The organism is Pseudomonas helvetica (assembly GCF_039908645.1).
GTDB lineage: Bacteria > Pseudomonadota > Gammaproteobacteria > Pseudomonadales > Pseudomonadaceae > Aquipseudomonas > Aquipseudomonas helvetica.
Genome location: NZ_CP150917.1, coordinates 1,788,724 through 1,811,919 on the forward strand (window position 1 = coordinate 1,788,724; position 23,196 = coordinate 1,811,919).

23 protein-coding genes and 2 pseudogenes are annotated in these 23,196 nt (G+C 58.0%); 9 read left to right on the forward strand and 16 right to left on the reverse strand.

Annotation, left to right across the window (positions count from 1 at the left end):
• Positions 1-304: 304 nt before the first annotated feature.
• Positions 305-1,318, reverse strand: coding sequence for an IS110 family transposase (locus tag AABM55_RS08105; protein WP_347929281.1), 1,014 nt, complete (start codon positions 1,316-1,318; stop codon positions 305-307).
• A gap of 252 nt (positions 1,319-1,570) precedes the next feature.
• Here AABM55_RS08105 and AABM55_RS08110 point away from each other — a divergent pair, with 252 nt between their 5' ends.
• Together AABM55_RS08110 and AABM55_RS08115 are read left to right on the forward strand one after the other, a co-directional pair.
• A complete protein-coding gene (locus AABM55_RS08110) occupies positions 1,571-2,749 on the forward strand; it encodes a hypothetical protein (RefSeq protein ID WP_347929282.1) in 1,179 nt (392 codons plus the stop codon).
• 9 nt (positions 2,750-2,758) lie between these two features.
• A complete protein-coding gene (locus tag AABM55_RS08115) occupies positions 2,759-2,962 on the forward strand; it encodes a hypothetical protein (protein WP_347929283.1) in 204 nt (67 codons plus the stop codon).
• A 315-nt stretch (positions 2,963-3,277) separates the two neighbouring features.
• On the opposite strand, the gene AABM55_RS08120 is transcribed toward AABM55_RS08115, so the two are convergent.
• The 5 genes from AABM55_RS08120 to AABM55_RS08140 form a co-directional block, all read right to left on the reverse strand.
• A complete protein-coding gene (locus tag AABM55_RS08120) occupies positions 3,278-3,544 on the reverse strand; it encodes a short-chain dehydrogenase (protein ID WP_103316269.1) in 267 nt (88 codons plus the stop codon).
• Complete coding sequence (locus tag AABM55_RS08125) at positions 3,541-3,825, reverse strand: DUF3077 domain-containing protein (RefSeq protein WP_347929284.1); 285 nt, start codon at positions 3,823-3,825, stop codon at positions 3,541-3,543. Before AABM55_RS08125 ends, AABM55_RS08120 begins: the two co-directional genes overlap by 4 nt.
• 668 nt (positions 3,826-4,493) lie before the next feature.
• Positions 4,494-5,102, reverse strand: a complete 609-nt coding sequence (locus AABM55_RS08130; protein WP_054596226.1) for a hypothetical protein — start codon at positions 5,100-5,102, stop codon at positions 4,494-4,496.
• A gap of 8 nt (positions 5,103-5,110) precedes the next feature.
• Positions 5,111-5,710, reverse strand: coding sequence for a papain-like cysteine protease family protein (locus AABM55_RS08135; RefSeq protein WP_347929285.1), 600 nt, complete (start codon positions 5,708-5,710; stop codon positions 5,111-5,113).
• Positions 5,711-5,977: 267 nt separating this feature from the next.
• Positions 5,978-6,715, reverse strand: a complete 738-nt coding sequence (locus AABM55_RS08140; protein ID WP_347929286.1) for a thioredoxin family protein — start codon at positions 6,713-6,715, stop codon at positions 5,978-5,980.
• A 192-nt stretch (positions 6,716-6,907) separates the two neighbouring features.
• On the opposite strand from AABM55_RS08140, the gene AABM55_RS08145 reads away from it, so the two are divergent.
• The gene (locus AABM55_RS08145; protein ID WP_054596229.1) at positions 6,908-7,300 is read left to right on the forward strand and encodes a hypothetical protein; all 393 of its coding nucleotides are present in this window, start codon (positions 6,908-6,910) and stop codon (positions 7,298-7,300) included.
• On the opposite strand, the gene AABM55_RS08150 is transcribed toward AABM55_RS08145, so the two are convergent.
• Together AABM55_RS08150 and AABM55_RS08155 are read right to left on the reverse strand one after the other, a co-directional pair.
• A complete protein-coding gene (locus tag AABM55_RS08150) occupies positions 7,297-8,166 on the reverse strand; it encodes a DUF6279 family lipoprotein (protein WP_347929287.1) in 870 nt (289 codons plus the stop codon). The two genes, AABM55_RS08145 and AABM55_RS08150, sit on opposite strands and share 4 nt — an antisense overlap.
• A gap of 176 nt (positions 8,167-8,342) precedes the next feature.
• Entirely contained in the window at positions 8,343-8,531 is a 189-nt protein-coding gene (locus AABM55_RS08155; protein ID WP_017337097.1) for a hypothetical protein, read from the reverse strand.
• Between the two features lie 352 nt (positions 8,532-8,883).
• Between AABM55_RS08155 and AABM55_RS08160 the strand changes: the two genes are divergently transcribed.
• Positions 8,884-9,720, forward strand: coding sequence for a S1 RNA-binding domain-containing protein (locus AABM55_RS08160; protein WP_019692453.1), 837 nt, complete (start codon positions 8,884-8,886; stop codon positions 9,718-9,720).
• Positions 9,721-9,822: 102 nt separating this feature from the next.
• Positions 9,823-10,753: pseudogene (locus AABM55_RS08165) on the forward strand (DMT family transporter).
• On the opposite strand, the gene AABM55_RS08170 reads toward AABM55_RS08165, so the two are convergent.
• On the reverse strand, positions 10,701-11,879 hold the full coding sequence (locus AABM55_RS08170; protein ID WP_347929288.1) for an MFS transporter: 1,179 nt from the start codon (positions 11,877-11,879) through the stop codon (positions 10,701-10,703). The pseudogene AABM55_RS08165 and the gene AABM55_RS08170 overlap by 53 nt on opposite strands.
• A 103-nt stretch (positions 11,880-11,982) precedes the next feature.
• Between AABM55_RS08170 and AABM55_RS08175 the strand changes: the two genes are divergently transcribed.
• Both AABM55_RS08175 and AABM55_RS08180 read left to right on the forward strand, forming a co-directional pair.
• The gene (locus AABM55_RS08175; RefSeq protein WP_347929289.1) at positions 11,983-12,873 is read left to right on the forward strand and encodes a LysR substrate-binding domain-containing protein; all 891 of its coding nucleotides are present in this window, start codon (positions 11,983-11,985) and stop codon (positions 12,871-12,873) included.
• Positions 12,874-13,126: 253 nt separating this feature from the next.
• The gene (locus AABM55_RS08180) at positions 13,127-13,255 is read left to right on the forward strand and encodes a PA1414 family protein (RefSeq protein WP_009042667.1); all 129 of its coding nucleotides are present in this window, start codon (positions 13,127-13,129) and stop codon (positions 13,253-13,255) included.
• 73 nt (positions 13,256-13,328) lie between these two features.
• Here AABM55_RS08180 and AABM55_RS08185 read toward each other — a convergent pair whose 3' ends face one another.
• The 3 genes from AABM55_RS08185 to speB form a co-directional block, all read right to left on the reverse strand.
• Positions 13,329-14,054: an MBL fold metallo-hydrolase gene (locus tag AABM55_RS08185; RefSeq protein WP_103315559.1), complete on the reverse strand. Its 726-nt coding sequence runs from the start codon at positions 14,052-14,054 to the stop codon at positions 13,329-13,331.
• A gap of 87 nt (positions 14,055-14,141) precedes the next feature.
• Positions 14,142-15,521, reverse strand: coding sequence for a sodium:solute symporter (locus AABM55_RS08190; protein WP_347929290.1), 1,380 nt, complete (start codon positions 15,519-15,521; stop codon positions 14,142-14,144).
• A gap of 384 nt (positions 15,522-15,905) precedes the next feature.
• Positions 15,906-16,856 carry an agmatinase gene (speB, locus tag AABM55_RS08195; RefSeq protein WP_054596236.1) on the reverse strand — a complete coding sequence of 317 codons (951 nt, stop codon included), beginning with the start codon at positions 16,854-16,856 and terminating at the stop codon, positions 15,906-15,908.
• 197 nt (positions 16,857-17,053) lie between these two features.
• Here speB and AABM55_RS08200 point away from each other — a divergent pair, with 197 nt between their 5' ends.
• Both AABM55_RS08200 and AABM55_RS08205 read left to right on the forward strand, forming a co-directional pair.
• The gene (locus AABM55_RS08200) at positions 17,054-17,947 is read left to right on the forward strand and encodes a LysR family transcriptional regulator (RefSeq protein ID WP_054596237.1); all 894 of its coding nucleotides are present in this window, start codon (positions 17,054-17,056) and stop codon (positions 17,945-17,947) included.
• Positions 17,948-17,959: 12 nt separating this feature from the next.
• Positions 17,960-18,562, forward strand: a complete 603-nt coding sequence (locus AABM55_RS08205) for a DTW domain-containing protein (protein WP_347929291.1) — start codon at positions 17,960-17,962, stop codon at positions 18,560-18,562.
• A gap of 83 nt (positions 18,563-18,645) precedes the next feature.
• Here AABM55_RS08205 and AABM55_RS08210 read toward each other — a convergent pair whose 3' ends face one another.
• The 4 genes and pseudogenes from AABM55_RS08210 to AABM55_RS08225 form a co-directional block, all read right to left on the reverse strand.
• Positions 18,646-20,001, reverse strand: coding sequence for an HlyD family type I secretion periplasmic adaptor subunit (locus tag AABM55_RS08210; RefSeq protein WP_347929292.1), 1,356 nt, complete (start codon positions 19,999-20,001; stop codon positions 18,646-18,648).
• A gap of 9 nt (positions 20,002-20,010) precedes the next feature.
• Entirely contained in the window at positions 20,011-22,170 is a 2,160-nt protein-coding gene (locus tag AABM55_RS08215; RefSeq protein WP_347929293.1) for a type I secretion system permease/ATPase, read from the reverse strand.
• An 18-nt stretch (positions 22,171-22,188) separates the two neighbouring features.
• Positions 22,189-22,449 (reverse strand): annotated as a pseudogene (locus tag AABM55_RS08220) (channel protein TolC); the annotation flags it as partial.
• 237 nt (positions 22,450-22,686) lie between these two features.
• Complete coding sequence (locus tag AABM55_RS08225) at positions 22,687-23,130, reverse strand: hypothetical protein (RefSeq protein WP_347929294.1); 444 nt, start codon at positions 23,128-23,130, stop codon at positions 22,687-22,689.
• Positions 23,131-23,196 lie beyond the last annotated feature (66 nt).

A 23,196-nucleotide genomic window follows, 5' to 3' on the forward strand; every position in this document is an offset into this window, starting at 1 on the left:
GTATCCGTTTCCTCATCGCTGGCTACGACCGAGTCGTGCCTGACACCCATGTGGATCAAGCGGTAGCGATACACCCAGCACCGCCCTGGCAGTCAACTGCCCCAGAGAAACGTTGGTGCCGCCAAATGTCCAAAAACGTGTCACAGATCTGTGGCTCGTGCAAAAGCACGTCCAGTCTCAACGGGCTCATTTGGCAGACGACCCGGTTACAACACACTCAGGCGGTGACAGCCGGCCGCCACTCAGATTTTATGGCTTACGCCAGTCCCTTTTTGGTTGATCGGCCATCACCTTAACTCGCCCTTCAGGCGAAACAGCGCTTGGCATCAAAAGGCTGTTTCTCCTTCAAAATGTGGTAACTCGCCCGCGCCAGTTTGTGCGCCAGTGCTTTGGTAGCGACCACGGCGTTGGTCTTGGCTTTCTTTTTCTCGAAAAAGCGTTTGGCGTCCGCACTGAAGCGTCGCGCAAAATTGGCCGCTTCGATAAAGGCCCAGATCAAGTAAGCATTGCCGTTCTTGGTGTTTCCTTCGCCCTTTTTCTTGCCGTTGGAGTAATGCGCACTCTTTACGCAGCGGGCATAAGAGGCGAAGTTGCCGACATCGGCAAAGCGCTCGATATCACCGGTCTCCAACATGATGACCGTGGCCAGGACTTCGCCAACTCCAGGCATCGTTTTTAGTAAACAGAACTCGGGGCGCAGGCTGACTTCATGCAGCAATCGGTCCTCGAGAACTTCAATTTGAGTCTGTAATGCCTGGACAATGGCGACATTGGCTTTCATCGCCAGAGCCACCTCCGTAGACAGGCACAGCCTGTCCACGGAGGTGGCTGACAGGCTTTTGACTTCATTACAGGTCAGTCGGTGGCCAGACTGGCGCGCCATGATGTTTTCAGCGGCCAGAATATGCTGTGTCCTGCTGCGTACCAATTGAATCCTTTTACGTGCCAGATCGCGCAGCGCCCGCTCTTGCGGTGGATGGATATAGCCAGTCGGCAATATTCCCAGCCGCAGCAAATGCGCTAGGAACGCCGCATCATCCTTATCATCGGAATGCTTTAAACCGTTGTAGCGTTGCATCGCCACCGGGTTGGCCAGTTTTACCTCGAATCCCGCCGCCTTCAAGCCGTCGACCAGCCAATACCAGTTGTACGTAGACTCGACCACGACACCGAGCAATTCTCCACGATGTGGTTCGAGTAGCGGGAGGATTTGCGCCAGCTCATTGGGGCACCGCCGGCTGACTAAAACTCGGTCCGTTTCGTCGGTAACCACTACAACGCTGTTGTTCGAATGCAGGTCTATGCCACAGAATTTCATCACGGCCTCCTCACAGCAAAAGTCTAAGTTCGCACCTTGAATTTTGCGCCACCTCCGTGAGGTGGGGAGGCCGGCCAGATGATTCTCAGATTTATTTATTGATAAACGATTTTAGTCGTCGTCCTATCCTGTATAAGGTTTACACCTGTTTCAGGAGTAGACATTGCCGGGTTTTGTTGTCGTAAATAAATCTGTCCCCTTTTTGCTGCTGCCGGTGCCTTGGGTGGCTCGGCCAGCAGGGTACTGGCCGGTTTGTTCAACGAGACCAGTCCAAACGAAACCAGCGAAGAGCGCGAGGCCAAACGCAACATCATCACCAGTCTGGTGACCGGTATTGCGGCCATGAGCAATCCGAACGGTGCCGCGACGGCGAACAACGCGGCGACGGCGAACGTTGATAACAACTGGTTGGCGACGCAGCAAATAGTTCAAGCAACAAAAGAGCTGAAGGCTGCTAAAAACCCTGCGGAAGAATTACTGATTGCTGTGAAATGGGCGGGGATCTCCGGGCGTCAGGATTTGTTGACCGGGTCGGGTATTCTCAAAGGGTTTACTGACGGGATGGCCGGGGCAGGGCTTGGCTCGCTTGATAGTGCTGCCCAGTTGATGGCTCATCCGATTGAAAGTGTGGCTGCCATGAAAGAGTTTGCAGCCACCGCCGATGGGAAAAAGCTGCTCGGTGCCGCCTCTGAAGCGTTTGACTCTCAGTTGACTCAGATTTCTGATGCGCTTGAGCACGGAGGCGATGCCAACGCGGAGAACCTAGGCAATCAAATGGGTCAAGCCGTGGCCTTGGTTGTCAGCCTTGTGGCTGGCGGTGGGACCGACGCTGCCAAGGGCGCATTGGCGCTCTCCAAAATGGGGGTTGATGTTACAAGCAGCGCGTTTCAAAGGGCTGCGGCAATCGCCAAGGCGGGAGGGCTTGAAGGAAAACTGGCCAAGCTCGAGAGGATTGGTCCTGATCTGGATGTGCCGGTTATTGAGCCGAAGCCGGTTGAAATTTCGGTGAAAACGGCTGATGGTGCAAAACCTACTACGACACCGCGCATTCCGCTGGCTGGTCCAACTGAGAATTGGAAAATCTTTGTTAATGCTGAGAATCAGATCCAGCTAGACGCAGGCGCTATCCAACGCGTAGATCAAGTTATCAATGAAACGCTATCTGGTAAGAAAAACTTCACGAGCTCTATGACGCTAACAACCGATGAGGCACTATCAGCAGGGCAAAAATATCTCGGTTCTCAGTACAGAGAGATAGGTAAGCCTGGCTCTGGTGTGTTCCATAGCGCGGATGGCACCAAGGAGTTTCGCATCGACTCCGGATCTTTATCGGGAGCTCATGCTCCTGGAATTCCGCATGTGCACTTTGGAGTGAAAGACCCTATGACGGGAAGTTATATATCTAACAATCATGTCCCCTATGCGGACTAGGATGTCGTTATGTCTATAATTCGAGAGGGTATAGTCGTTGAAGGCGAGTATTTTGGATGGAGAGTGCTTATTGATGATGATCGTGACGGAGACACCGGTGGGTATTATCTATACCTAAAAAAAAGTGATGGTCAAGGATTTGACTATTGGTTCGAACATGAAGCAGGCCTTCAAATCCAATTGGCCGATTTTAATGTTGACTGGATAGATTAGTCTATGTGGGGTAGTAAGGAAGGTCTGAAGTACCCACCGATTTTTCACGAAAAGGGGACACACATTAGCCTTAGAACGAAAAGGGGACAGATTTGAATGACACTTACTTAACCTTCTTCGGGTGCCCATTCCTCCGTACCTCAGCCCTTGCCGATCGACGTGTTTGCATCAACAAATAAATCGCACCCCGCGATGAGATACATAGTTATCGCGGGGTACGGCGTTGAACATCATCGCTTTGCAAGATATTGCGCGCACGACCTGAGGCTCATCAGCTCCTCCCCCGCAACGTGCGGGAACAGCCTATGCGTTACCTCAGTGCTGCGCCCGAATCTGGCGCCCCAACACATCCATCACATCACAACCGTCCCGCAGCAACATCGCCGCTGCGTGGGCGATTTGCTGCACGTCTGCGCCTTTGGCGTGGGCAATGTCGAGGCTGGCCAGGCTTTCCATCATTTGCGTGACCGCCAGAAACCGTGCAGCGGCGTTGCTGTGCAGTACATCCAGCGGTGCTTGGGTGGCGACCAGCAGCACCGGGATATCGCAATCGTTGTTGGTCATCGGCATGTGCGGGTTCATGCGTCATCCTCCGGTTGGGCGGCGTGCAGTCCGTCGATCGACGCCTGGAGCAATGATCGGGCGGTGCCGAGCATCTGCTGGCTGGCCCAGCGTAACGAGACGATGTGTTCCGGGGTGGTGGCGGTGGGGGCTTGATGGGCGAGGGCTTCGGCGCAGCTCAGGTAGACCGAGGCGTGTTCGAGGGCGTCGAGTAACGGGATGTCGGGTTGGACGGCGAACAGGTAATGGTCGACGTGGTCGCAGCGGGCGAAGGGGGTGGATTTTGTGGTTGGATCGGTCATGGGGGAAGCTCCTTAGTGATCAAGAGCTGCCACGTGGTCGCCGTCAAACGATAGGGTGGCAACTGTGCGCAGGTTGACGGACCGGTCTAAGGCACCCGGCGCACTCGAAAGTGCCCCGCGCACAGTCACCATTAAGTTTTGCGTCGAGCACAGAAGTGCACGAGCAAAGTTGAAGGACAGTGCGCGCCTTAAAACTACCGAGCCGTCAAACCCGATCACGAGTGAGTCGTGACAAGCGCGAGGATAGGGAGTGAGGCTGTGGCAGTCAATCGGCCTAAGGTCTGACGCAGGCGGTTTGTTTGTAGGTTTGTTCCGGAACTGACAGTTGCCGTGTGCGCGGATACCGATGCGGAAAAGGGACACCCATTAGCCGGTCCCGTCCTGAACAAGGTTCACAGCAGTTTCAGGAGCAGACACTCACCAAAAAGCCCGGACACGTGTCCGCAATGCTGTTCACTTACGCCGATGTTTCAGGCATATCCGCAGTTGTGGCGAGGGAGCTTGCTCCCGCTGGGGCGCGAAGCGGCCCTGAATTGGGCCTGCTACGCAGTCCAGCGGGAGCAAGCTCCCTCGCCACAGATACTTCTCAGGCCTCCAGACTTCCTTAAGTGAACAGCATTGGGAGCACTGTCCGGGCTTTTTTACATTTCAGCTCACCAACAGCTGATTCAACTCCCCAACAATCCCGTAGTGTCCGCATCAAACAGTTTTTTGGTCTGGTTGGCGGCCGGCGTCAGCAGGGCAAGTAGTTTGGCCTCGTTATACAACTGCGTACTGGCCAGGCTCTTGGGTGTCGGCTCAATCGGGATAATGATGTCCTCATTACCCGCGTCGTTTGCATGCAGCCAGATCGCCACAAAGTGCAGTGCCGAGACAAACAACACTCTGAGCTCATAGGATTTCCCCTGCAAACTCGCCGAGTTTTCTGCCAGGTTCAGCGCGCTGACGGTGGCGGGGGCCATAGCACCATGGTTCAGCGATGAGAACTCGACATTGCCGTGTACTTCGGCCAGTTCGGCATCGGCAATGGTTGTTCCATCGGAAAACACCAGGTAGTGCCAGTTACCTTGGGTGGCCGCTTTCAAGCCTTTACCCTGGGTCAGGTCTTCCAGGCTCAGTGAATAACCGCGGTAAGGCTCGGAGAGGCTGATTTTGCTCGGGACGGCATTTGCAAACTGGCGGTTGATGCCAAAGCCTTGTGTCTGCAAGGCTGCTTGAAGAGCAGGGCGCAGTGTTTGTACGCCGTTGGAAGGCGCCATTGGGTAAGAAAGTTTCATGCTGCCTCCTAATTTTTCCGGGTGAAGTAAGTGTTGGTCCAGTTGCCGCCGCCGTTGTATGAGCCGGGGAACGTATTTAATGCGCGCGTGGAATAGCCATAGATGGAATCTGCAACCAATACATAGTTGCCGTTGGTCCCATAAAACGTCAGGAAGTGAGCGCCACCGCCATACCAGGCAACGCGTATGCCGATGGGTCTTCCCATGTTGATCTGGTTTTCGATGGCGCTCATTTGAATCGAGCCCTGGCTCATGCCGGCAAAGCTTCTTGTGGTCTTGAGAGCCGAATCCAGATAGCCATAAACGTTGCAGGGGCCTGGTTGGTTACAGCAGGAGTTCCTGTCGAGTTCATAGTTGGCGACGACGCATTGGGACCAGGACCCGGTGCCGTAATAGTTGCCAACAGACGCCGAAACCGCTGCCCAGCACCAGTTGGTTTGGGTTTGCCGCTGCATGCTGAAGCTGAGACTGGCAGCGGCCAACGCTGCTGGCTCTGCCGATGTTTCACTATCGGTCAGTTCAGGGTTGATAAGGTGTTGGGACAGGCATTTGGGAAGTGCTTCTCCGGTGGCCGAACTTTTAAACTGTGTTTCTTCAGTCAGTAACATGATTCATCCTCCATGAATGAACGTAAGCGTCCAGCTTGGGTATATGTACCTAATTGAAATAAAACTGCTTTTTAGCGGGTGAGGTATCGGCTTGCGCGATTTGCCATTTTCGATGGCCTGCTCCGATCGGGTCTCGCTGTAACCTTAGGATGCAATATGCGTTAGCGCAAATTTATAATGCGTTAATGCATTTTTTGTGGCGGACGTCTTCGAGTGGAGAGGGCGCTTGCACTCCCTCGCCCCAACCGGGGCGAGGGGCCGGCAGCATTACTCGCAGCCACAGTCTTTGGCGCTTGGCGCGGTCTCGTAACGATCGTGATGGCGCACCCATTCCATGCCGTGCTCTTCGTTGCGGCCCTTGGGCGTCAGGTCGAGGAAGTTATAGGCACCGACCAGCAAGTCCAGGCCGCGCGCGTAGGTGGAATAGGTGTGGAAGATTTCCCCGGCGTCATTGCGATAAAACACACTCAGCCCCGGCAGTTCGCCTTCAGTGCTGGTGCTTTTTTCGTAGTTATAGGTCGCGGTGCCGTCCGCGAGTTCCTGATCGCTGATGGTCACCTTGTAGTCGGCGTTGAAGTCGCTGCCGGCCGATGAGACCCATTTGAACTTCCAGCCCATGCGTTTGCGGAACGCCTGGAATTCTGCCAATGGCGCGTGGGAAACCACTACCAGTGAAACGTCGTGGTGGGACAGGTGCAGGTTGGCGCCGTCGAAGTGGTCGGACAGAAACGAGCAGCCATGACAGCCTTCTTTCCAGCCCTTGGCAAACATGAAGTGATAGATGATCAACTGGCTGTTGCCACCGAAAAGGTCGGCGAGGTTTTGCCGCCCATCGGGGCCTTCGAACACATAGTTCTTGTCGACTTTTACCCAGGGCAGTGCGCGACGTTCGGCGCTGAGTTTGTCGCGTTCCCGGGTAAAGGCTTTTTCGTGAATCAGATGTTGTTTACGGGCCGCGAGCCATTCTTCTCGGGACACGACCTTGTGCTGTTGCACGCTGTTCATGACTTTCCCTCCTGCGAGGTTGGCGTGTTGTGGCTTACACAGCCTAGTCGTTTGGCCGACGCTGTAATCGACAAGCCGCTGATCGGCTGTCGCCGTCATCTGCCCGCATGACAACCTGGCTGAACGGCTGCCGATGGCGCCGGTCACAACCTATGAGAGGCCTCTCACTGTTTGGCTGGAGGTTGATATCGGATGACGGCTTATAACTGGGATTTGCTTGAACGAATGCTGCACGAAGTGCAGAACAGCGCCGACCACAGCTTTGCTCCGCGCGTCTATGCCGAGCAGCATGCGGCAGAGAAGGCGGCAGAGGGTGAGCCCATCGGCAATCTGGATGAGCTGAAAGTGACCGCCACCGAATATGAAAAGCTCCTGCTGGACCGTGGCTATATCGAGTCCCGCCCCGAGGACGAAGGTGGTAACGGCGAGAACTTCATCCTGACACCGCGCGGTTCGAGCCTGCTGTACATGATCGACAGCAGCAGTGCGGGCAATGATCATTCACGGCAGGTGCTCGACGAGCAGGTGGATGCATTGGACCCGGCGACCTTTGATGAGGTGGCGTCTAAAGCGCAGATCGCTTAAGAGGCTCCTGCGACCTTCAAGCACTTCAATGCGCTGAAATCGTTGCGCATCTTGTCGATTTTTTTCAGTAAGTGCTGGCGTTGATCAACGGTACTGTCGGCCATCAGGTCGACAATCAGGCTGCGTGCCTGGGCTTCGGTGTTGCTGTAAGCCTGGCGATAGGCCGGGGTCCATAAGGTCTCGCGATCGACCAGCAGGGTTTCGATGCGTTGCGCAAAGTCGCTGCTGTGGCGTTGTTCCACTGCTGCGCTGAACAGTGCCTGCCAATGAGCGCGATTGGCGATCCATTGCTGATTTTGCTCGCCCAGCGCGTTGGCCCAGGCAACAACGCGCTGCGCTTGAATAGTGTTGAGCGGGCCAAGCCAGTCGCCCAGGCGTTTATCCATCCGCTCGATGCGATGTTTGATCTGTTGTGCCAGCGGCGCTTTGAGGTATTTCTCCTGATGCACGCGCTGGTCTTTGGCGAAGGCCTGTTTCATCTCGTTGACCTGCTGGTCATTCAAGCCTTGCAACAACTCGACCGCCGACGGGGTGATTTCCCGGGCGGTCTGGGCAATGGCTTGCTTGGCTTCGAGGATGCGGGTTTGCAGCGCGGCGTCCGTGACTTGATTGGTTTCGACCATCTGCTGCAAACGGTCGAGCCAGTCGACGTAGCCGGGTATTTGTGTGGAGCAATGCCAACTGAGGTGTTCCTTGAGACGTTCGCTGAGCCAGCCTTTCTGCTCGCTGTTCATGTCCAGGTAGTCGTTGAGCGTCCAGGGAATGATGATGTCGAGATTGCGATAGGCCAGGCTCACTCGGTTGCAGGCCGGTAGCGAGAGGCACAGGGTCAGGAACAGGGCCAGGTGTTTCAACCAGCGCGACATGAGCCAATCCTTGCAAGGGCGTAGTTCTGGTATCTGAATGCAGGATGGACCCGGCTGTTCAGCTGATCAAATCGAACGCACGTTTGGTCTTGAAGGGTGTAGCAGGGGAGGAGGGTTCCAGTCCTAGCGCTTCGAAGCTCAAAGCGCTTAGGGACCAGGGTGACGCGAGGGGGGTATTACTTTTTGCCCAGGGTGATCTGTTTGGACGGGCCGAATGTCTGGCCGCTGACGCCTTTGGCAATTTGCTGGATCTCGCCGCCGGACTTGAGGAAAGCAGCAATCTGGTTGTTGATCGATTCGCTGGTTTCAACGGCTGGAGCTGGCTTTGCTTTGCTGTTGGATGCTTTTACACGCATGGCGGCCATTAACCTGTAGAAAATTAACTTGGCCAGGCATCGTACAGGAAATACTTGACAATTGCTTGGTAAATATCTGCCTGAAATAACCGGGGGCAGGTGTCGATTATTCATAAGTTACTGTTCGCAATAATCACCTAAGCTGCTGTTTTGAATAAGAACGCAGGCCTGAAAAGTACCGTGTATGGCTTACCGATTTCAGCAGAAAGCCGTCCGGACGGCCTGACGAGCGGGCTCTGCTCTGGTGCAAAACCCAGGAAAAATGAGCCTTGCAGCGGATTTTTCTTCGCAAGCCTGCCAGTCACCTAACAGCACCGGCAAAACCGGGTAGAATGGCGCCCAAGCAATGAGGGTATTGGAAATGGCTTTAGTCGGGCGCTACAACAGCTTGCAAGTGGTTAAACACACTAACTTTGGTTTATATCTGGACGGTGGCGCGGATGGCGAAATCCTTCTGCCGAATCGTTATATCCCCAAAGATATTCCCAGCGAAGATGAAGACTGGCTGAACGTTTTTGTTTATCTGGACAGCGATGACAAACTCATCGCAACTACCGAAAAACCGAAAGTTCAGGTCGGTGATTTCGCCAGTCTTAAAGTCGTTGAAGTCAACAGCATCGGTGTGTTTCTCGACTGGGGTCTGCCCAAGGACCTGCTGCTGCCGTATTCCGAAGAAAAGCGTCAGATGACCGCGGGCGAATACTGCGTGGTGCATGTCTACCTCGACAAGCACACCCGCCGTATTACCGCGACCGCGCGTCTGGATCGCTACCTGGACAAAACCCCGGCCAACTACAAGCCTGGCCAGGAAGTTGACCTGTTGGTAGCCGAAGCGACCGACATGGGTTTCAAGGCGATCATCAACAACAAGCATTGGGGTTTGATCCACAAGAACGAAATCTTCAAGTTCATGCGTGCCGGCAAGGAAGAGAAGGGGTTCATCAAGGAAATCCGCGCTGACGGCAAGATCAGCCTGAGCCTGCAGCCCGTGGGCGAAGAAGCCGCCACCAGCCTGAACTCGAAGATTCTCGCCAAGCTGCGCGACAACAACGGCACCTTGCCGGTCAGCGACAAGAGCGACCCGGCGCTGATCAGCAGCCTGTTCGGCGTCAGCAAAGGCAACTTCAAGAAGGCCATCGGCGCGCTCTACAAGAACGGCCAGATCGTCATTCATGCGGATCGCATTGAACTCAGCTGAGCCGAGCTGACTTGACCTGACCTGACTGCCCCGGCCAAGTACCGGGGCATTTTGTTTTTAATGAGTAACTGCCATGTCGTTAACCGTTCGCGAGGTTTCGCGGTGATTGCCACTCGGCGCAGCGCCGATGGTTTTGCCCTGCAAGTGATGCTCGGGTTGTGTCTGATCTGGGGTATCCAGCAGGTCATGATCAAATGGGCGGCGGCGGACATCGCACCCGTGATGCAGGCCGCCGCACGTTCCGGAATTTCCGCATTGCTGGTGGGTTTGCTGATCTGCTGGAAGGGCGGCTGGAATCAGGTTGGCAGCACCTGGCGCGGCGGTTTGCTGGCGGGCGGTCTGTTTGCCACCGAGTTTCTGTTCATCGCCGAAGGCCTGAAACTGACCACGGCGGCGCACATGTCGGTGTTCCTCTATACCGCGCCGATTTTCACCGCATTGGGCGTGCACTGGCTGCTGCCGAGCGAGCGTTTGCGACGGTTGCAATGGCTGGGGATTTTGCTGGCGTTTATCGGTATTGCCGTGGCTTTTGCCGGGGGCGTGTCCTGGGACAATCTGGACCGGCGGATGCTGCTCGGCGATGCGTTCGGCGTTCTGGCGGGGGCCGCCTGGGGCGCGACGACTGTGGTGGTGCGCGCCTCACGGTTGTCGGAAGCGCCGGCGACCTTGACCCTGTTTTATCAACTGATCGTCGGCTTTCTCGGTCTGCTGCTGATTGCCGCGCTAAGCGGGCAGATCACCCACGTCCACCTGACTAACGTGGCGGTGGCCAGCGTGCTGTTCCAGGGGCTGGTGGTGTCGTTTTTCAGCTACCTGACGTGGTTCTGGCTGCTGCGCCGTTACCTGGCGTCGAACCTCGCGGTGTTCTCTTTCATGACGCCGCTGTTCGGTGTCACCTTCGGGGGTGTTGCTGCTCGGTGAACCGTTGAGTGTCAATTTCGTCGTTGGTGCCGTGCTGGTGTTGCTCGGCATCACCTTTGTCAGCGCAGAACAGTGGGTGCGCCGTCGTTTGCGCACAATGCTGGAGCGTTGAGTGGACGCAGCAGCAAACCACCGGCTACCAGCAGGCCGCTGCCCGCCACCATCAACGCCGGTTGCAAGCCACCACTGAAGTGGCTGCTCAGCGCTGCCAGCAATGGCCCGCTGAGCTGACCCACGGCAAAACACGCGGTCAGCAGGCCGGCATTGCGCTGGGTGGCCTGCGGCGCCAGTTCTCGCGAGCGCTGCATCACCAATTGCATGCAGGCCAGAAACGGCGTGCCACACAGAATCACCCCCAGCGCCAGACCGAGCCCGCTGCCCAGCAGGCAAGCGAAGACCCCAGCCGCTTGCAGCCACAACGTCGCGATCAGCCAGTGACGCGTGGCGTTGGGGTTATGCCGGCGCAAACTCACCAGCAGCACACCGATGGCGGACGCCAGACCAAAACACGGCCAGAACAGATCGGCCTGCCATTGACCGTGAAAACGGGCGCTGGCCATCTGCGACAGGAAGGTCGCCGGAATGATGTAGCCCAGGCCGTACAGCGCGTAGATCAAACCCAGTCGCGGGATGCCGGCACTCTTTGGAGCGCCGTCCGTGGCTGTGGCTGCCACGCTCGCAGTCGGTTGCGGCAGGATCGGCAGAATCACCAACAGCATTGCCAGGCCCACGCCGGCATACACCAGCCACAGGGTCGCAGAGCTTTGTCCCAACAGGTTCGAGCCAAGTGCGAGCAAACCTGTCAGAAAAATCCCCAGGCCCGGTCCGGCGAATACCAGTGCACCAAGCCGTGGACGTCCGGCGGCCATCGCTAATGGCTGACTCAACGCGGTGATCATCACCAGCACCCAGGCGCTGGCTACACCAGTACCGAAGCGCAAAACCAGATGCGGCCAGAAGCCCTTGGCCCAGAACGAGGCGAGGGTCAGTAGCACGCACAGCCACAAACCGCCGAGCAAGCGTCGACGGACTTGCTCGGGGCGATGGGCGAACATCGCGTCCACTGCACCGATGAAGTAGCCCAGGTAATTGGCTGCCGCAATCAGACCCGCGGCTGTCAGGTCGATCTGACCTTCGCTGAGCAAGTGCGGCAGCTGCGGAGTGAGCGCAAAGCGCCCAATGCCCATGGCCATCATCAAGGCAATGAAGCTGGCGAGTAAGCGTATAAGCGGCGACATGGTCAGGATTCCTGCAACGGAGCAATGACCGTCAGGCTAGGACTGATTGACTTTCTTTAAAAATGAATAATAGTGAGTAACTTGTTCTTATTTGGAGAAAGGTGTGGAATTCAGCCAATTGCGCATCTTCCAGGCGGTGGCCGAGGAAGGTTCCATCACTCGCGCCGCGGAACGCTTGCATCGGGTGCCGTCCAATTTGTCGACCCGGCTCAAGCAGCTTGAAGATCAGTTGGGCGTAGAACTGTTCTTGCGTGAGCGTCAGCGTTTGCAGTTGTCGCCCGCAGGCAAAGTACTGTTGGACTACACCGCCAAGCTGTTTGCCCTGCATGACGAAGCCCACGCAGCCGTGCAGGGCGGGCAACCGGCCGGCGATTTCGTGCTGGGCACCATGTACAGCACCGCGGCGATTCATCTGCCGGGTTTGCTGGCGCGCTATCACCGCACTTATCCGGCGGTGAACCTGCAAGTGCAGTCGGCGCCCAGCGGTGAATTGCTCGAAGGCCTGCTCACCGGGCGTCTTGACGCCGCGCTGGTCGATGGCCCGCTGCAACTGGCCGGGCTCGACGGTGTGCCGCTGTGTGACGAAAAACTGGTGCTGATCAGCGAAGCCGATCACCCGCCGGTGCGCAGCGCGCTGGATGTGCAGGGGCGTTCGGTGTTCACCTTTCGCCAGGGCTGTTCCTACCGGATGCGCCTGGAGGCCTGGTTCGCCCATGATCATGCGGCGATGGGCCGGGCGATGGAAATCGAGTCCTATCAGGGGATGCTGGCGTGTGTGATTGCCGGTTCCGGCGTGGCGCTGATGTCCGAGTCGATGCTGGCCAGTCTGCCGGGACGCGAGAGTGTGGCCGTGCATCCATTGGCCGAGCCTTTCGCCAGTGCCACCACCTGGCTGATGTGGCGAAAGGGTATGCTCGGCGCCAATCTCAATGCCTGGATCGAGGTGCAACAAGCGGTGTATGGGGTCTCATCTTCGGCGAATGATTGTGGCTAGGGAGCTTGCTCCCGCTCGGCTGCGCAGCAGTCGTAAGGCGTTTGGCGGGTTCAGCCCTAAGGGGGTTTTAGGGCCGCTTCGCCCGAGCGCGGACCGACCCGCGGGAGCAAGCTCCCTCGCCACAGTGATTTTGATGAATTCGGTAACAGATCTTTGCCTTTTGAGGCGAGCATTGCGTAAGACTTCGGACTACTATCTGTATGAAGCGTCTATAGAACCCGGTCGCTCAGCACTACCCTGAAGGGGGGGCACCATGAAAGAGAAACTGCAAAACTGGCTCCATGACCTCGGTGTCGCGCTTGGTTTGATCGAACCACCTCTGCAACCCGTGCCAATCCGCACCGACGATGAGCAACGCCGCCGTCAGCAACGCCGCCGGTAAACGAGGTAAGGCGTGAAAGGATCGCAGCCTTCGACCACCGCGTCGGAGGCGCGGCTGCGCTAGCTCACTTGCCTCAAGCGTGCTGTTGCAGCCACTGGTCAATCATCGTGTGCAACTTCTCCCCGGAAAAACTCCCGAAATGTCCGCCATGCACAGTGCGAATCGGCAACGAGCGCAAGCGTTGCAGGCTGCGGGCGTAATCCTCAAGGTTGGAATGATAGGCGTCTTCGACCAACGGTCCGTCGTAGATGATGTCGCCGCTGAACAGGGTACCGGTGGCAACTTCAAAAAGGCTGATACCACCCGGTGAATGGCCGGGAGTGTGCAGCACCTGCAAGGTTCGATTACCCAGGTCCAGCACGTCACCTTCTTCGATCAGTCCGGTGGCGGGTGCGGCTTTGACCCGGTATTCGGCGTAGCACAGTGGGCAATCGGGGTGGGCTTCGAACATCTCGTCGCCGACAAACGCCCTGGAAAGGGTGTTGTCGCCGTCGGGTTCGGCGAGGATCTGCGCTTCGGCCGGATGCACCAGCCGCTCGGGGAATTCGTGATGACCGGCGATATGGTCGAAATGGCAATGACTGGCCACGGCCACCAGCGGCCGGTCGGTCAGCCAGGGCAGTTGCTCGCGCAGGCTGACCAGGCCCGAGCCGCTATCGAGCAGCAGGTCTTTGTCGCGGCCCTGAATATGCCACAGGTTGCAGCGGTAGAACGGTCGAATATAGGGCTCGTGAATCAGCCGAATGCCGTCGCTCAGGTGTTTGACTTCGAACCATTGGTCGCGACTGACGATTTTCATCGTGCTTTCCTCCAGGCGAAAAAAACGGGTGCAGCAACCGACGCTGCACCCGCCGAAGAAAAGGTTCAAGCCATTATTGGTTTCAGCTTATATCGCGTTCGCTACGGCAACCGGGCGAGGGGACAGCAGGCTGACCACGACGAAACTCACCAGGCCGACCGCCAGGCTGTAGTAGATCGGGGTGTTGGCATCCAGGCCATCCTTGAACATGAACACCAGGGCAGTCACAAAGCCCAGGCCCATGCTGGCGATAGCGCCGGAGGTGGTTGCACGTTTCCAGAAAATGGCCCCGATCAGCGGAACCAGCATGCCGCCCACCAACAGGTTGTAGGCCAGGGTCAGGGCACTGATCACGTCACTCACCACCAACGCGATACCCAGCACGACAATACCGGTCAGCAGGGTGAACAGCCGGTTGATGCTCAGGCTCGACTGTTTGCCACCGCGCAGTTTTGGCAGCAGGTCTTCGGTCAGGGTGGTTGATGCGGCGAGCAGGCCGGCGCTGGCGGTGGACATCATGGCGGCCAGGGCTGCAGCGATCACCAGACCACGGATACCGTCAGGCAAGGACAGTTTGACGATTGCGGCGAAGGCGTTGTTGACGTTGTCCAGGTCCGGGATCAGCACGTGTGCAGCCATACCGATCAGCGCACAGGCCAGACCGTAGAGGATGCAATAGAAGCCGGAGATAGTGCCTGCGTACTGAGCGACTTTTTCGTTCTTGGCGGTGAACACCCGTTGCCAGATGTCCTGGCCGATCAGGATGCCGAAGAAGTAGATCATGAAGTAGGTGATGATGGTGTCCCAGCCGATGGTGGTGAAGCTGAAGCTGGACGCCGGCAGTTTCAACACCAGCTCATCCCAGCCGCCCACACGGTACAGGCAGATCGGCAACAGGATGAACATCAGGCCAACGGTCTTGATCACGAACTGAACGATGTCGGTCAGGGTCAGCGACCACATGCCGCCGATGGTCGAATACACCACCACCACGCCACCGCCGAGTACCACTGAAATCCAGAAGGGCAGGCCGAACAGCACTTGCAGCACGGTGCCGATCGCCAGGATCGAGGTCACGCCGATCATCAGCGCGTAGGCCAGCATGATCACCGCACTGGCCTGGCGGGCCATTGGGTTGTAACGCTTTTCGAGGATCTGGGTAACGGTGAAGATCTTCAGTTTGAGCAGCGGCTTGGCCAGGAACAGGTTCAGCGCAATGATCCCGCAACCCAGCGCGGCGCAGAGCCAGAAGCCGGAAATACCGTGGACGTAGCCCAGGCGAACGGTGCCGACGGTCGATGCACCGCCCAATACAGTAGCGGCCATGGTGCCCATGTACAGGGTTGGGCCGAGGTTACGACCGGCCACGAGGTAGTCTTCGTGGGTCTTGGCCTTGCGCATGCCGTAATAGCCCAGCACGAGCATGCCGGCGGCATAGATGAGTACAACGAATAAATCCAAAGCCATGAAGCGTGTCTCCGATTGTCTTTCTTATAAGAGTCTCGTAGGAGCAAGGCTTGCTGTGGCGAGGGAGCTTGCTCCCGCTCGACTGTGCGGCAGTCGCATTTTTGGGGCCGCTACGCAGCCCAGCGGGAGCAAGCTCCCTCGCCACAAACGTCCTGTCCCTACGAGTAATGCTTGAATCTGGCGGTTTGCACATGACCGCTTTAGCGAGCGAATCCGTGCCCGTACTGCCCGTGCTGCCCGAACACCGCCACTGGTGCTGGGAACAGGCTCGACAACGTCGGCAGTCGCACAACGCCTGATTGGCATTGCGCGATAGCTGCGGTTGTCCGAGGGTGCAGAAAGTGAAACCGTTAGCGGTGCTGAAGCAGGCTGGGGATCGCTGCCTCAGCGGTGCGCCACGCCCGGCAATACGCAGAGCATTTCGTACAGCAGGTTGGCGCCCAGCAACGAGGTGTTGCCGGTGGTGTCGTACGGCGGCGAGACTTCTACCAGGTCGCAGCCAACCAGGTCGAGGCCTTGGCAGCCACGAACGATTTCAATCGCCTGAATGGTCGTCAGACCGCCGATTTCCGGGGTCCCGGTGCCGGGTGCCCAGGCCGGGTCGATGCCATCGATGTCGAAGCTCAGGTACACCGGGCCACCGCCGACTTTTTCACGGACTTCAGCCATCAGCGGTTCCAGCGACTTGTGCCAGCACTCCTCGGCCTGAACCACGCGGAAGCCCTGTTTGCGGCTCCAGTTGAAGTCTTCGGCGGTGTAGCCCTGCGCGCGCAGACCAATTTGCACGACGCGGTCGCAATCCAGAAGGCCTTCTTCGACGGCGCGACGGAAGGTGGTGCCGTGGGCGATCTTCTCGCCGAACATGTGATCGTTCACATCGGCATGGGCATCGATGTGCACCAGGCCGACCTTGCCGTGCTTTTTGTGGATGGCACGCAGGATCGGCAGGGTGATGGTGTGGTCGCCACCGAGGGTCAGCGGGATCACGTCGTGTTCGAGGATCTCGTTGTAGGACTCTTCGATGATCCGCACGGCGTCCAGCAGGTTGAAGGTGTTGATTGCCACGTCACCGATGTCGGCAACCGACAGCGAGTCAAACGGTGCAGCGCCGGTGGCCATGTTGTACGGGCGGATCATTACCGATTCAGCACGGATCTCGCGCGGTCCGAAGCGAGTGCCGGCGCGCAGCGAAGTACCGATGTCCAGCGGGATGCCGATGAAGGCAGCGTCCAGGCCGGCCGCGGTTTGCAAGTGCGGGAGTCGCATCATGGTGGCGATGCCGCCGAAGCGCGGCATTTCATTGCCGCCCAGTGGTTGGTGAAGAATCTTGTCCACGGGTATGGCCTCATCATCATTGTTTTATTTATGGGGTTGCACCGCGCAAAGGGATCGCACGGGCACCTGTTGGACGGATTCTGCGAAATACGCTGCGGGAGAAGAATCGCTACCGGCAAATACTTAGTTCAGGTTTTTCTAAACTAATGGCCCCGGCAGCGATAGACTTCACACTGATCGTGTTTGGAGATCCCCCCATGGCCAACGCTTTACCCGACCTGAAACTGTTGCGCATCTTCGTCAGCGTGGTGCGTCATCAGGGGTTTGCCAACGCGCAGCAAGAGCTCAACCTCTCGACATCGGCCATCAGCACCTACATGAGCCAGCTCGAAGCGGCGTTGGGTTTGGTGCTCTGTCATCGTGGGCGTGGCGGTTTCAGCCTGACCAGCAAGGGCGAGCTGTTCCATCAGGAAACCTTGCGCCTGTTCGGTGAGCTGGAAGGTTTCGAGCAATACGCCGCGGCGCTCAAGGGCGAGTTGCGCGGCACGCTCAACCTCGGGGTGATCGACTCGACCGTCAGCGACAAGGCCTTGCCGTTCGCCGAAGCCATTGGTGCCTACAGCCAGGAGCACCCGGCGGTGCATTTGCACCTGTCGGTGATGAGCCCTTACGAACTGCAACTCGGCGTGCAGGACAACCGACTCGATCTGGCCATCGGTGCGTTCTCCACGCGCATGAGCGGGCTGGTCTACATGCCGCTGTACCGTGAACAACATTGGCTGTATTGCAGCAATCGTCATCCCTTGTTCAACGAGCGGCGCATTCCCGAACAAGTCATCACCCAGCAGCGCATGGTCGGTCGCGGTTACTGGAGCCAGGCCGAATTGGCCCGCCACGGCTTCAAGCACAGCGCGGCGACTGTGGAGAGTATGGAAGCACAGCTGATTCTGGTGTTGTCCGGCGCCTACATCGGCTACCTGCCGGAGCACTACGCTCAAGCCTGGGCCGACAAGGGCGATTTGCGCGTGCTGCTGCCGGCCACTTTCGGCTACCAGGCCCCGTTTTCGATGATCGTGCGTCGTGGGCGCAGTCGCGAGCCATTGATCCAGACCTTCCGCGACTTGCTCAAAGCGCAGCTCAATCAGGTCTGATGGGGAAATCGTATGTCCAGAATCCAATGCGCCCGTTGCCTGCGCCCGCAAACTCACTGCCTGTGCCCGTTGATTCCGAGCCTCGACAGCCGCACCCGGGTGCTGCTGTTGCAGCATCCAAGCGAGGTGAACCATGCGCTGAACACCGCGCGGCTGGCGGCGTTGGGGCTGAACAATGCCGAGCTGATCGTCGGCGAAGTGTTCGAGGATTTACCGCGTCTGCTGAATCAACCGGGTTACCGGGCCCGCTTGTTGTTCCCGGCTGACGATGCGCAACCGTTGCAGGCCTATACGCCTGATGATCAACCGTTGCTGCTGGTGGTGCCGGACGGCACCTGGCGCAAAGCGCGCAAGATGCTGCACCTCAATCCATTGCTGGCAGCGTTGCCCCGAGTGACGCTGGCCGAAGGCGCGGTCTCGCGCTATCGCTTGCGCAAGGCTCCGGGGCCGGGAGCGTTGTCGACGGTGGAGGCGATCGTGCAGGCGTTGCAGGTGCTTGAGGCACCGACGACCTTCGAGCCGCTATTGCGACCGTTTGAAGCGCTGATCGAAGGGCAGATTGCGGCGATGGGGGAGGAGACGTACCAGAAAAATCATGGTGGGGCTGATTCATAATCAGCAGGTCTACCAAGTCGCCCCCATCGCGAGCTTGCTCGCGATGGCAATGGACCAATCAAAGCCGATCCCGGTAAAAAAACCTACCTCTCGCGCATCGCTTCGGTGCGGGCCTTGAGCACCGGTTTGAGCAAGTAATCCAGCACGCTTTTCTCGCCGGTGATGAGGTCCACCGTAGCGACCATCCCCGGGATGATCAGCAGCGGCTTAACGTCGCCGCCCAAGTGGTTTTTGTCGGTGCGTACCTGAATCAGGTAGAAGCTGTTGCCCTTGTCGTCGGTGATGGTGTCGGCCCCGAGCAGTTCGAGTTTGGCGCTCAGGCCGCCATAGATCGTGTAGTCGTAGGCGCTGAACTTGACCATGGCTTTCTGGCCAGGATGCAGGAACGCCACGTCTTGCGGGCGGACCTTGGCCTCGATCAGCAGGTTGTCTTCCAGCGGCACGATTTCCACTATGTCGCTGCCCGGCTGAACCACGCCACCGATGGTGTTGACCTTCAGTTGCTTGATCACCCCGTGCACCGGCGACACCACCGTGGTGCGGGTGACCTGGTCATCGATGGCAATGCTCGACGCGGTGATTTTCGACAGGTCGGTGCGTTTCTCGTTGAGCTCCTTGGCGGCGTCCGAGCGAAAGCCTTGCACTGATTCATCGATCTTGCTTTTGATCTCGTTGATCGCCGATTCGGCCCGGGGAATCGCCAGGGTGGTGGCGTCCAGCGAACCACGGATTTCCACAGCGCTGCGTTTGAGACGAAGCATTTCCACTGGTGACACCGCGCCGGTTCCCACCAGCGGTGCCGACATGTTCATTTCCTGTTGCAGCAAACCCAGACTGGAACTGAACTGGCCCTGCTTGGAACGAAACTCTGCCAATTCCTGGGTTTTTTGTCGAAGTTGCTCCGTCAGTGTGCGTTGCTCGCTGGCCAGGCGACGTTGCCGTTGTTCAAACAGCGCGCGCTCGTCTTCAGCCACTTGCGGGGCGTTTGCGATGACCTCGTCAGAAAGCTTGAAAGGCCGACCCTCGGCTTCGGCAGACAGCCGCTCGACCTTTGCGATCAAAGCAAGGCGATCCGCCTCACTCTCGCCCTTGTTAGACAGAAACCGTGTGTCATCAAGGCGCAGCAGGGTATCGCCCTTGTTCACGATTTGCCCTTCCCGCACGAATATCTCGGTGACGATACCGCCCTCCAGGTTCTGGATCACCTGAACCTTGCTGGACGGTATGGCCTTGCCCTCACCCATGGTGACTTCTTGCAGCACGGCGAATTTGGCCCAGACCAGAGCAGTGATGATCAGCGCCGCGGCGATCCATACGGTCATCCGTGACCAGCGCGGCGAATCCTGCAGCGATGCTGCGTAGATGTCGGGCATGAATTCGCTTTCTGCGCTTTTGCTGAAGCTATTGAAATAGCCGCGTGAACCTTGTGACGCAGACATAGGCGACTCCTAGACAGCCACAGAGCCGACACGGCCCTTGCGCAGTGCATCGATGACCGCTTCTTTCGGACCGTCGGCGACGATCCGGCCGTTGTCCAGCACTACCAGACGGTCCACCAGGCTGAGCATCGAGGTACGGTGGGTGACCAGCAGCAAGGTTTTACCCTGAACCCACTTATGCAGGCGTTGGCGCAGAACTTCTTCGCTGCTGTTGTCCATGGCGCTGGTGGGTTCGTCGAGCAACATGATCGGCGGGTCGAGCAATAATGCTCGGGCCAGCAGCACCGCCTGACGCTGGCCGCCGGACAGCAACTGGCCGCGCTCACCAACAGGCCGATCAAAGCCTTGCGGGTGCTGGCGGGCGAGGTCGGTGACACCGGTCAGTTCGGCCACTTCGAGCATCCGCGAGTCGCTGATATAGCGGGCGCCGAGGGTCAGGTTGTCCCGCAGGCTCCCGGCCAGTAGCGGAAGGTCGTGGGCGACATAACCGATTTGCTGGCGCAGGTCGGCGACGTCCAGTTGCCTCAGGTCCAGACCATCGAGCAGCAGTTGGCCTTCTTCCGGTGCATAGAAACCCATCACCAACCGCGTCAGGGTGCTTTTTCCCGAGCCGCTGCGGCCGATGACACCGATCCGTTCGCCGGGTTTTACACTGAAGCTGACGTTGGAAAGCGCCGGGGAGTTTTGCCCGTTGTAGTGGAAGGTTACGCCGCTGACGTCCAGTGCACCCAGCAGCTGCGTGCGCTCAAGTGGCCGCTGTTTGGCATCGCGTTCTTGTGGCAGGGACATCAGCGTATCGGTGCTGCGCATGGTCAGTTGGGCTTGTTGGTAGCGGGTGATCAGCCCGGCGATTTGCCCCAACGGTGCGAGGACGCGGCTGCCGAGCATGTAGGTCGCCACCAGGGCGCCGACGCTGAGGTTACTGGCGATGATGCTGTAGACGCCGGCGACGATGGTCGCCATGCCGGAGAACTGCTGGATGAACTGTGTGCCGTTGGTGACCAGCGCCGACAGGTGGCGGGCATGGCTGTCGAGGCGGGTGAGGGCGCCGTGGGTGCTTTCCCATTTGTGCTGGCGTTCGCTTTCGGCACTACAGGCCTTGAGGGTTTCCAGGCTGCCGAGGGTTTCGATCAGCAGTGCCTGGCGTTCGGCGCCAAGCGCCAGACTCTTGCGGACCGTGTCGCGCAGGCGGATCTGGACCATCATCGCGAAGAGGATAGTGATCGGGAACGCCAGCAATGGGATGACCACCAGCCAGCCACCGAGCAGGCCGATCACCACCAGCATCAGCACCGTAAACGGCAGGTCGATCAGGCTGGTCAGGGTCACGGCGGTGAGAAACTCGCGCAGCCCCTGGAAGTCGTGGATGCTTTGGGCAAAACCGCCAATGGTTGCCGGTCGCGCTTTCATCGACATGCCGGTGATACGTTCGAACAAAGTCGCGGAAAGGATCACGTCGGTTGTTTTCCCGGCGGTGTCCAGCAAATGCGCGCGTACGATCCGCAGCACCAGTTCAAAACCGGTACCGATCAACAGCCCAATAGCCAGCACCCACAAGGTCGAGGTGGCCTGGTTCGGCACCACCCGGTCGTAGGTCTGCATTACAAACAGCGGAACCATCAGCCCCAGCAGGTTAATCAGGAGACTCGCCAGAATTGCATCGCTGTAGAGCCAGCGCGACAGCTTCAAGGTGTCGCGAAACCAGGCCTCGACGCGCGGCACCAGCGGTGAGCGCAAGTCTTCGAGCTCATGCCGTGGCCGGGCGAATAACGCCTGGCCACTGTATTCCTCGGCCAGTTCTTCACGGCTGACCCATTGTTCACCGCCCTCGGCCTCGCTAGGCAGAATCAGCGCCTTGCCATCGTCGCCCCAGCGCCGCAAGACCGCGCAGCGGCCATTCTTGAGGATCAGCATCACCGGCAGGTTGAGCGTTGATATCGACGCCAGTTCACGCCGCAGCAATCGCGCCTGCAAACTGGCCCGCGCCGCTGCACGGGGCAGCAGCTCCAGGCTCATGCGTTGCCTGGCCAGTGGCAGCCCGGCACTGAGGCTGGCCCGGCTGACGGTGCAGTCGTGCAGCTTGCAGAGGATCAACAAACCATCCAACAGCGGATCATCAAAGCTCAGACGTGGATCAGCGCCATTGTTGCCGGGTTCCATGCTGGTCAAATCGATCTCTCCAGTGAGCTATCTCATTTCAGGCAAACGGGCTTCGCTCTTCACTTCGGTCTGGGCGATCGCTTCCGCCGGCACCACGACTTTTTCCCTGGTCAATAATTCACCCATGTTCGCCAACACTCGGTACATGGAGAACTCCTTGCTGTAACGCACTTCGGTGTAGCGGCGATTGGCGTTGTACAGCTCGTTTTCACTGTCCAGCAGGTCGAGCAGGGTCCGTTGGCCAAGGCCGAACGGGTCCTGGTAGGCCGTACGTACCCGGGTGGTTGTCCAGTGTGCTTTGAATCGCTTCGCTCAGTGGCATGGCCTGGGTCTGATGTGAACAAGCCGTGGCCAATAAAATCGCGCAGCAGAGGGGTTCGAAACGGCCATAGTCCCTGATCCTGATGGTGCTTATCAGTCGCCAAATAATTGGCGAGATTTATAGGTCAAGCTGTTTCAGGCTTGTAACAGAGAGCTAAGAACATCTTGGAGAGAAACCAAGAGGAATTTCTCATAAGGCCTATGTCAAAAAAAGCTAATGCGCTCTGCTAAATCCAGTACATCGTTCAAACCGAAGACCCTTGGTTTATAAGCTTTAGAGAACTTTGGCGGTCTGAAGGAGCGCTCAATCACTTTTTCAACATAGGGCGGGGAAGTGGTGGAGGGGATGGAACGGCGCGTTTTCTTGAATGGCATTTTTTTTGACACTCTTCTCGAGAAATCTTGACGCTGCTTACGCAGGAGGGGGTGTCCTGACGAGAAGTTGATTTCATTCCGTTTTACCCCGGCAGAAACAACCAGCCTGCGAGGGCCATGTGGGGCGAGAAGATGGCAACGGAGCGCAGTTTGCGCTGAGCCAGGTAACTGCAGTGCGAACAGGCAGAAGAACCTGCGTCGATACAGACTCAGCCAGCCCACACCCCATTTGGGTTTCAGCTCATTTGAGCCGCGCCAGTGTTGAGTGACCATGGCCCTCTCGGCCCTTTTTTTGCCAAAAATAGACCGCCAAAATATCGACACTTAAGTGTCCGCTTG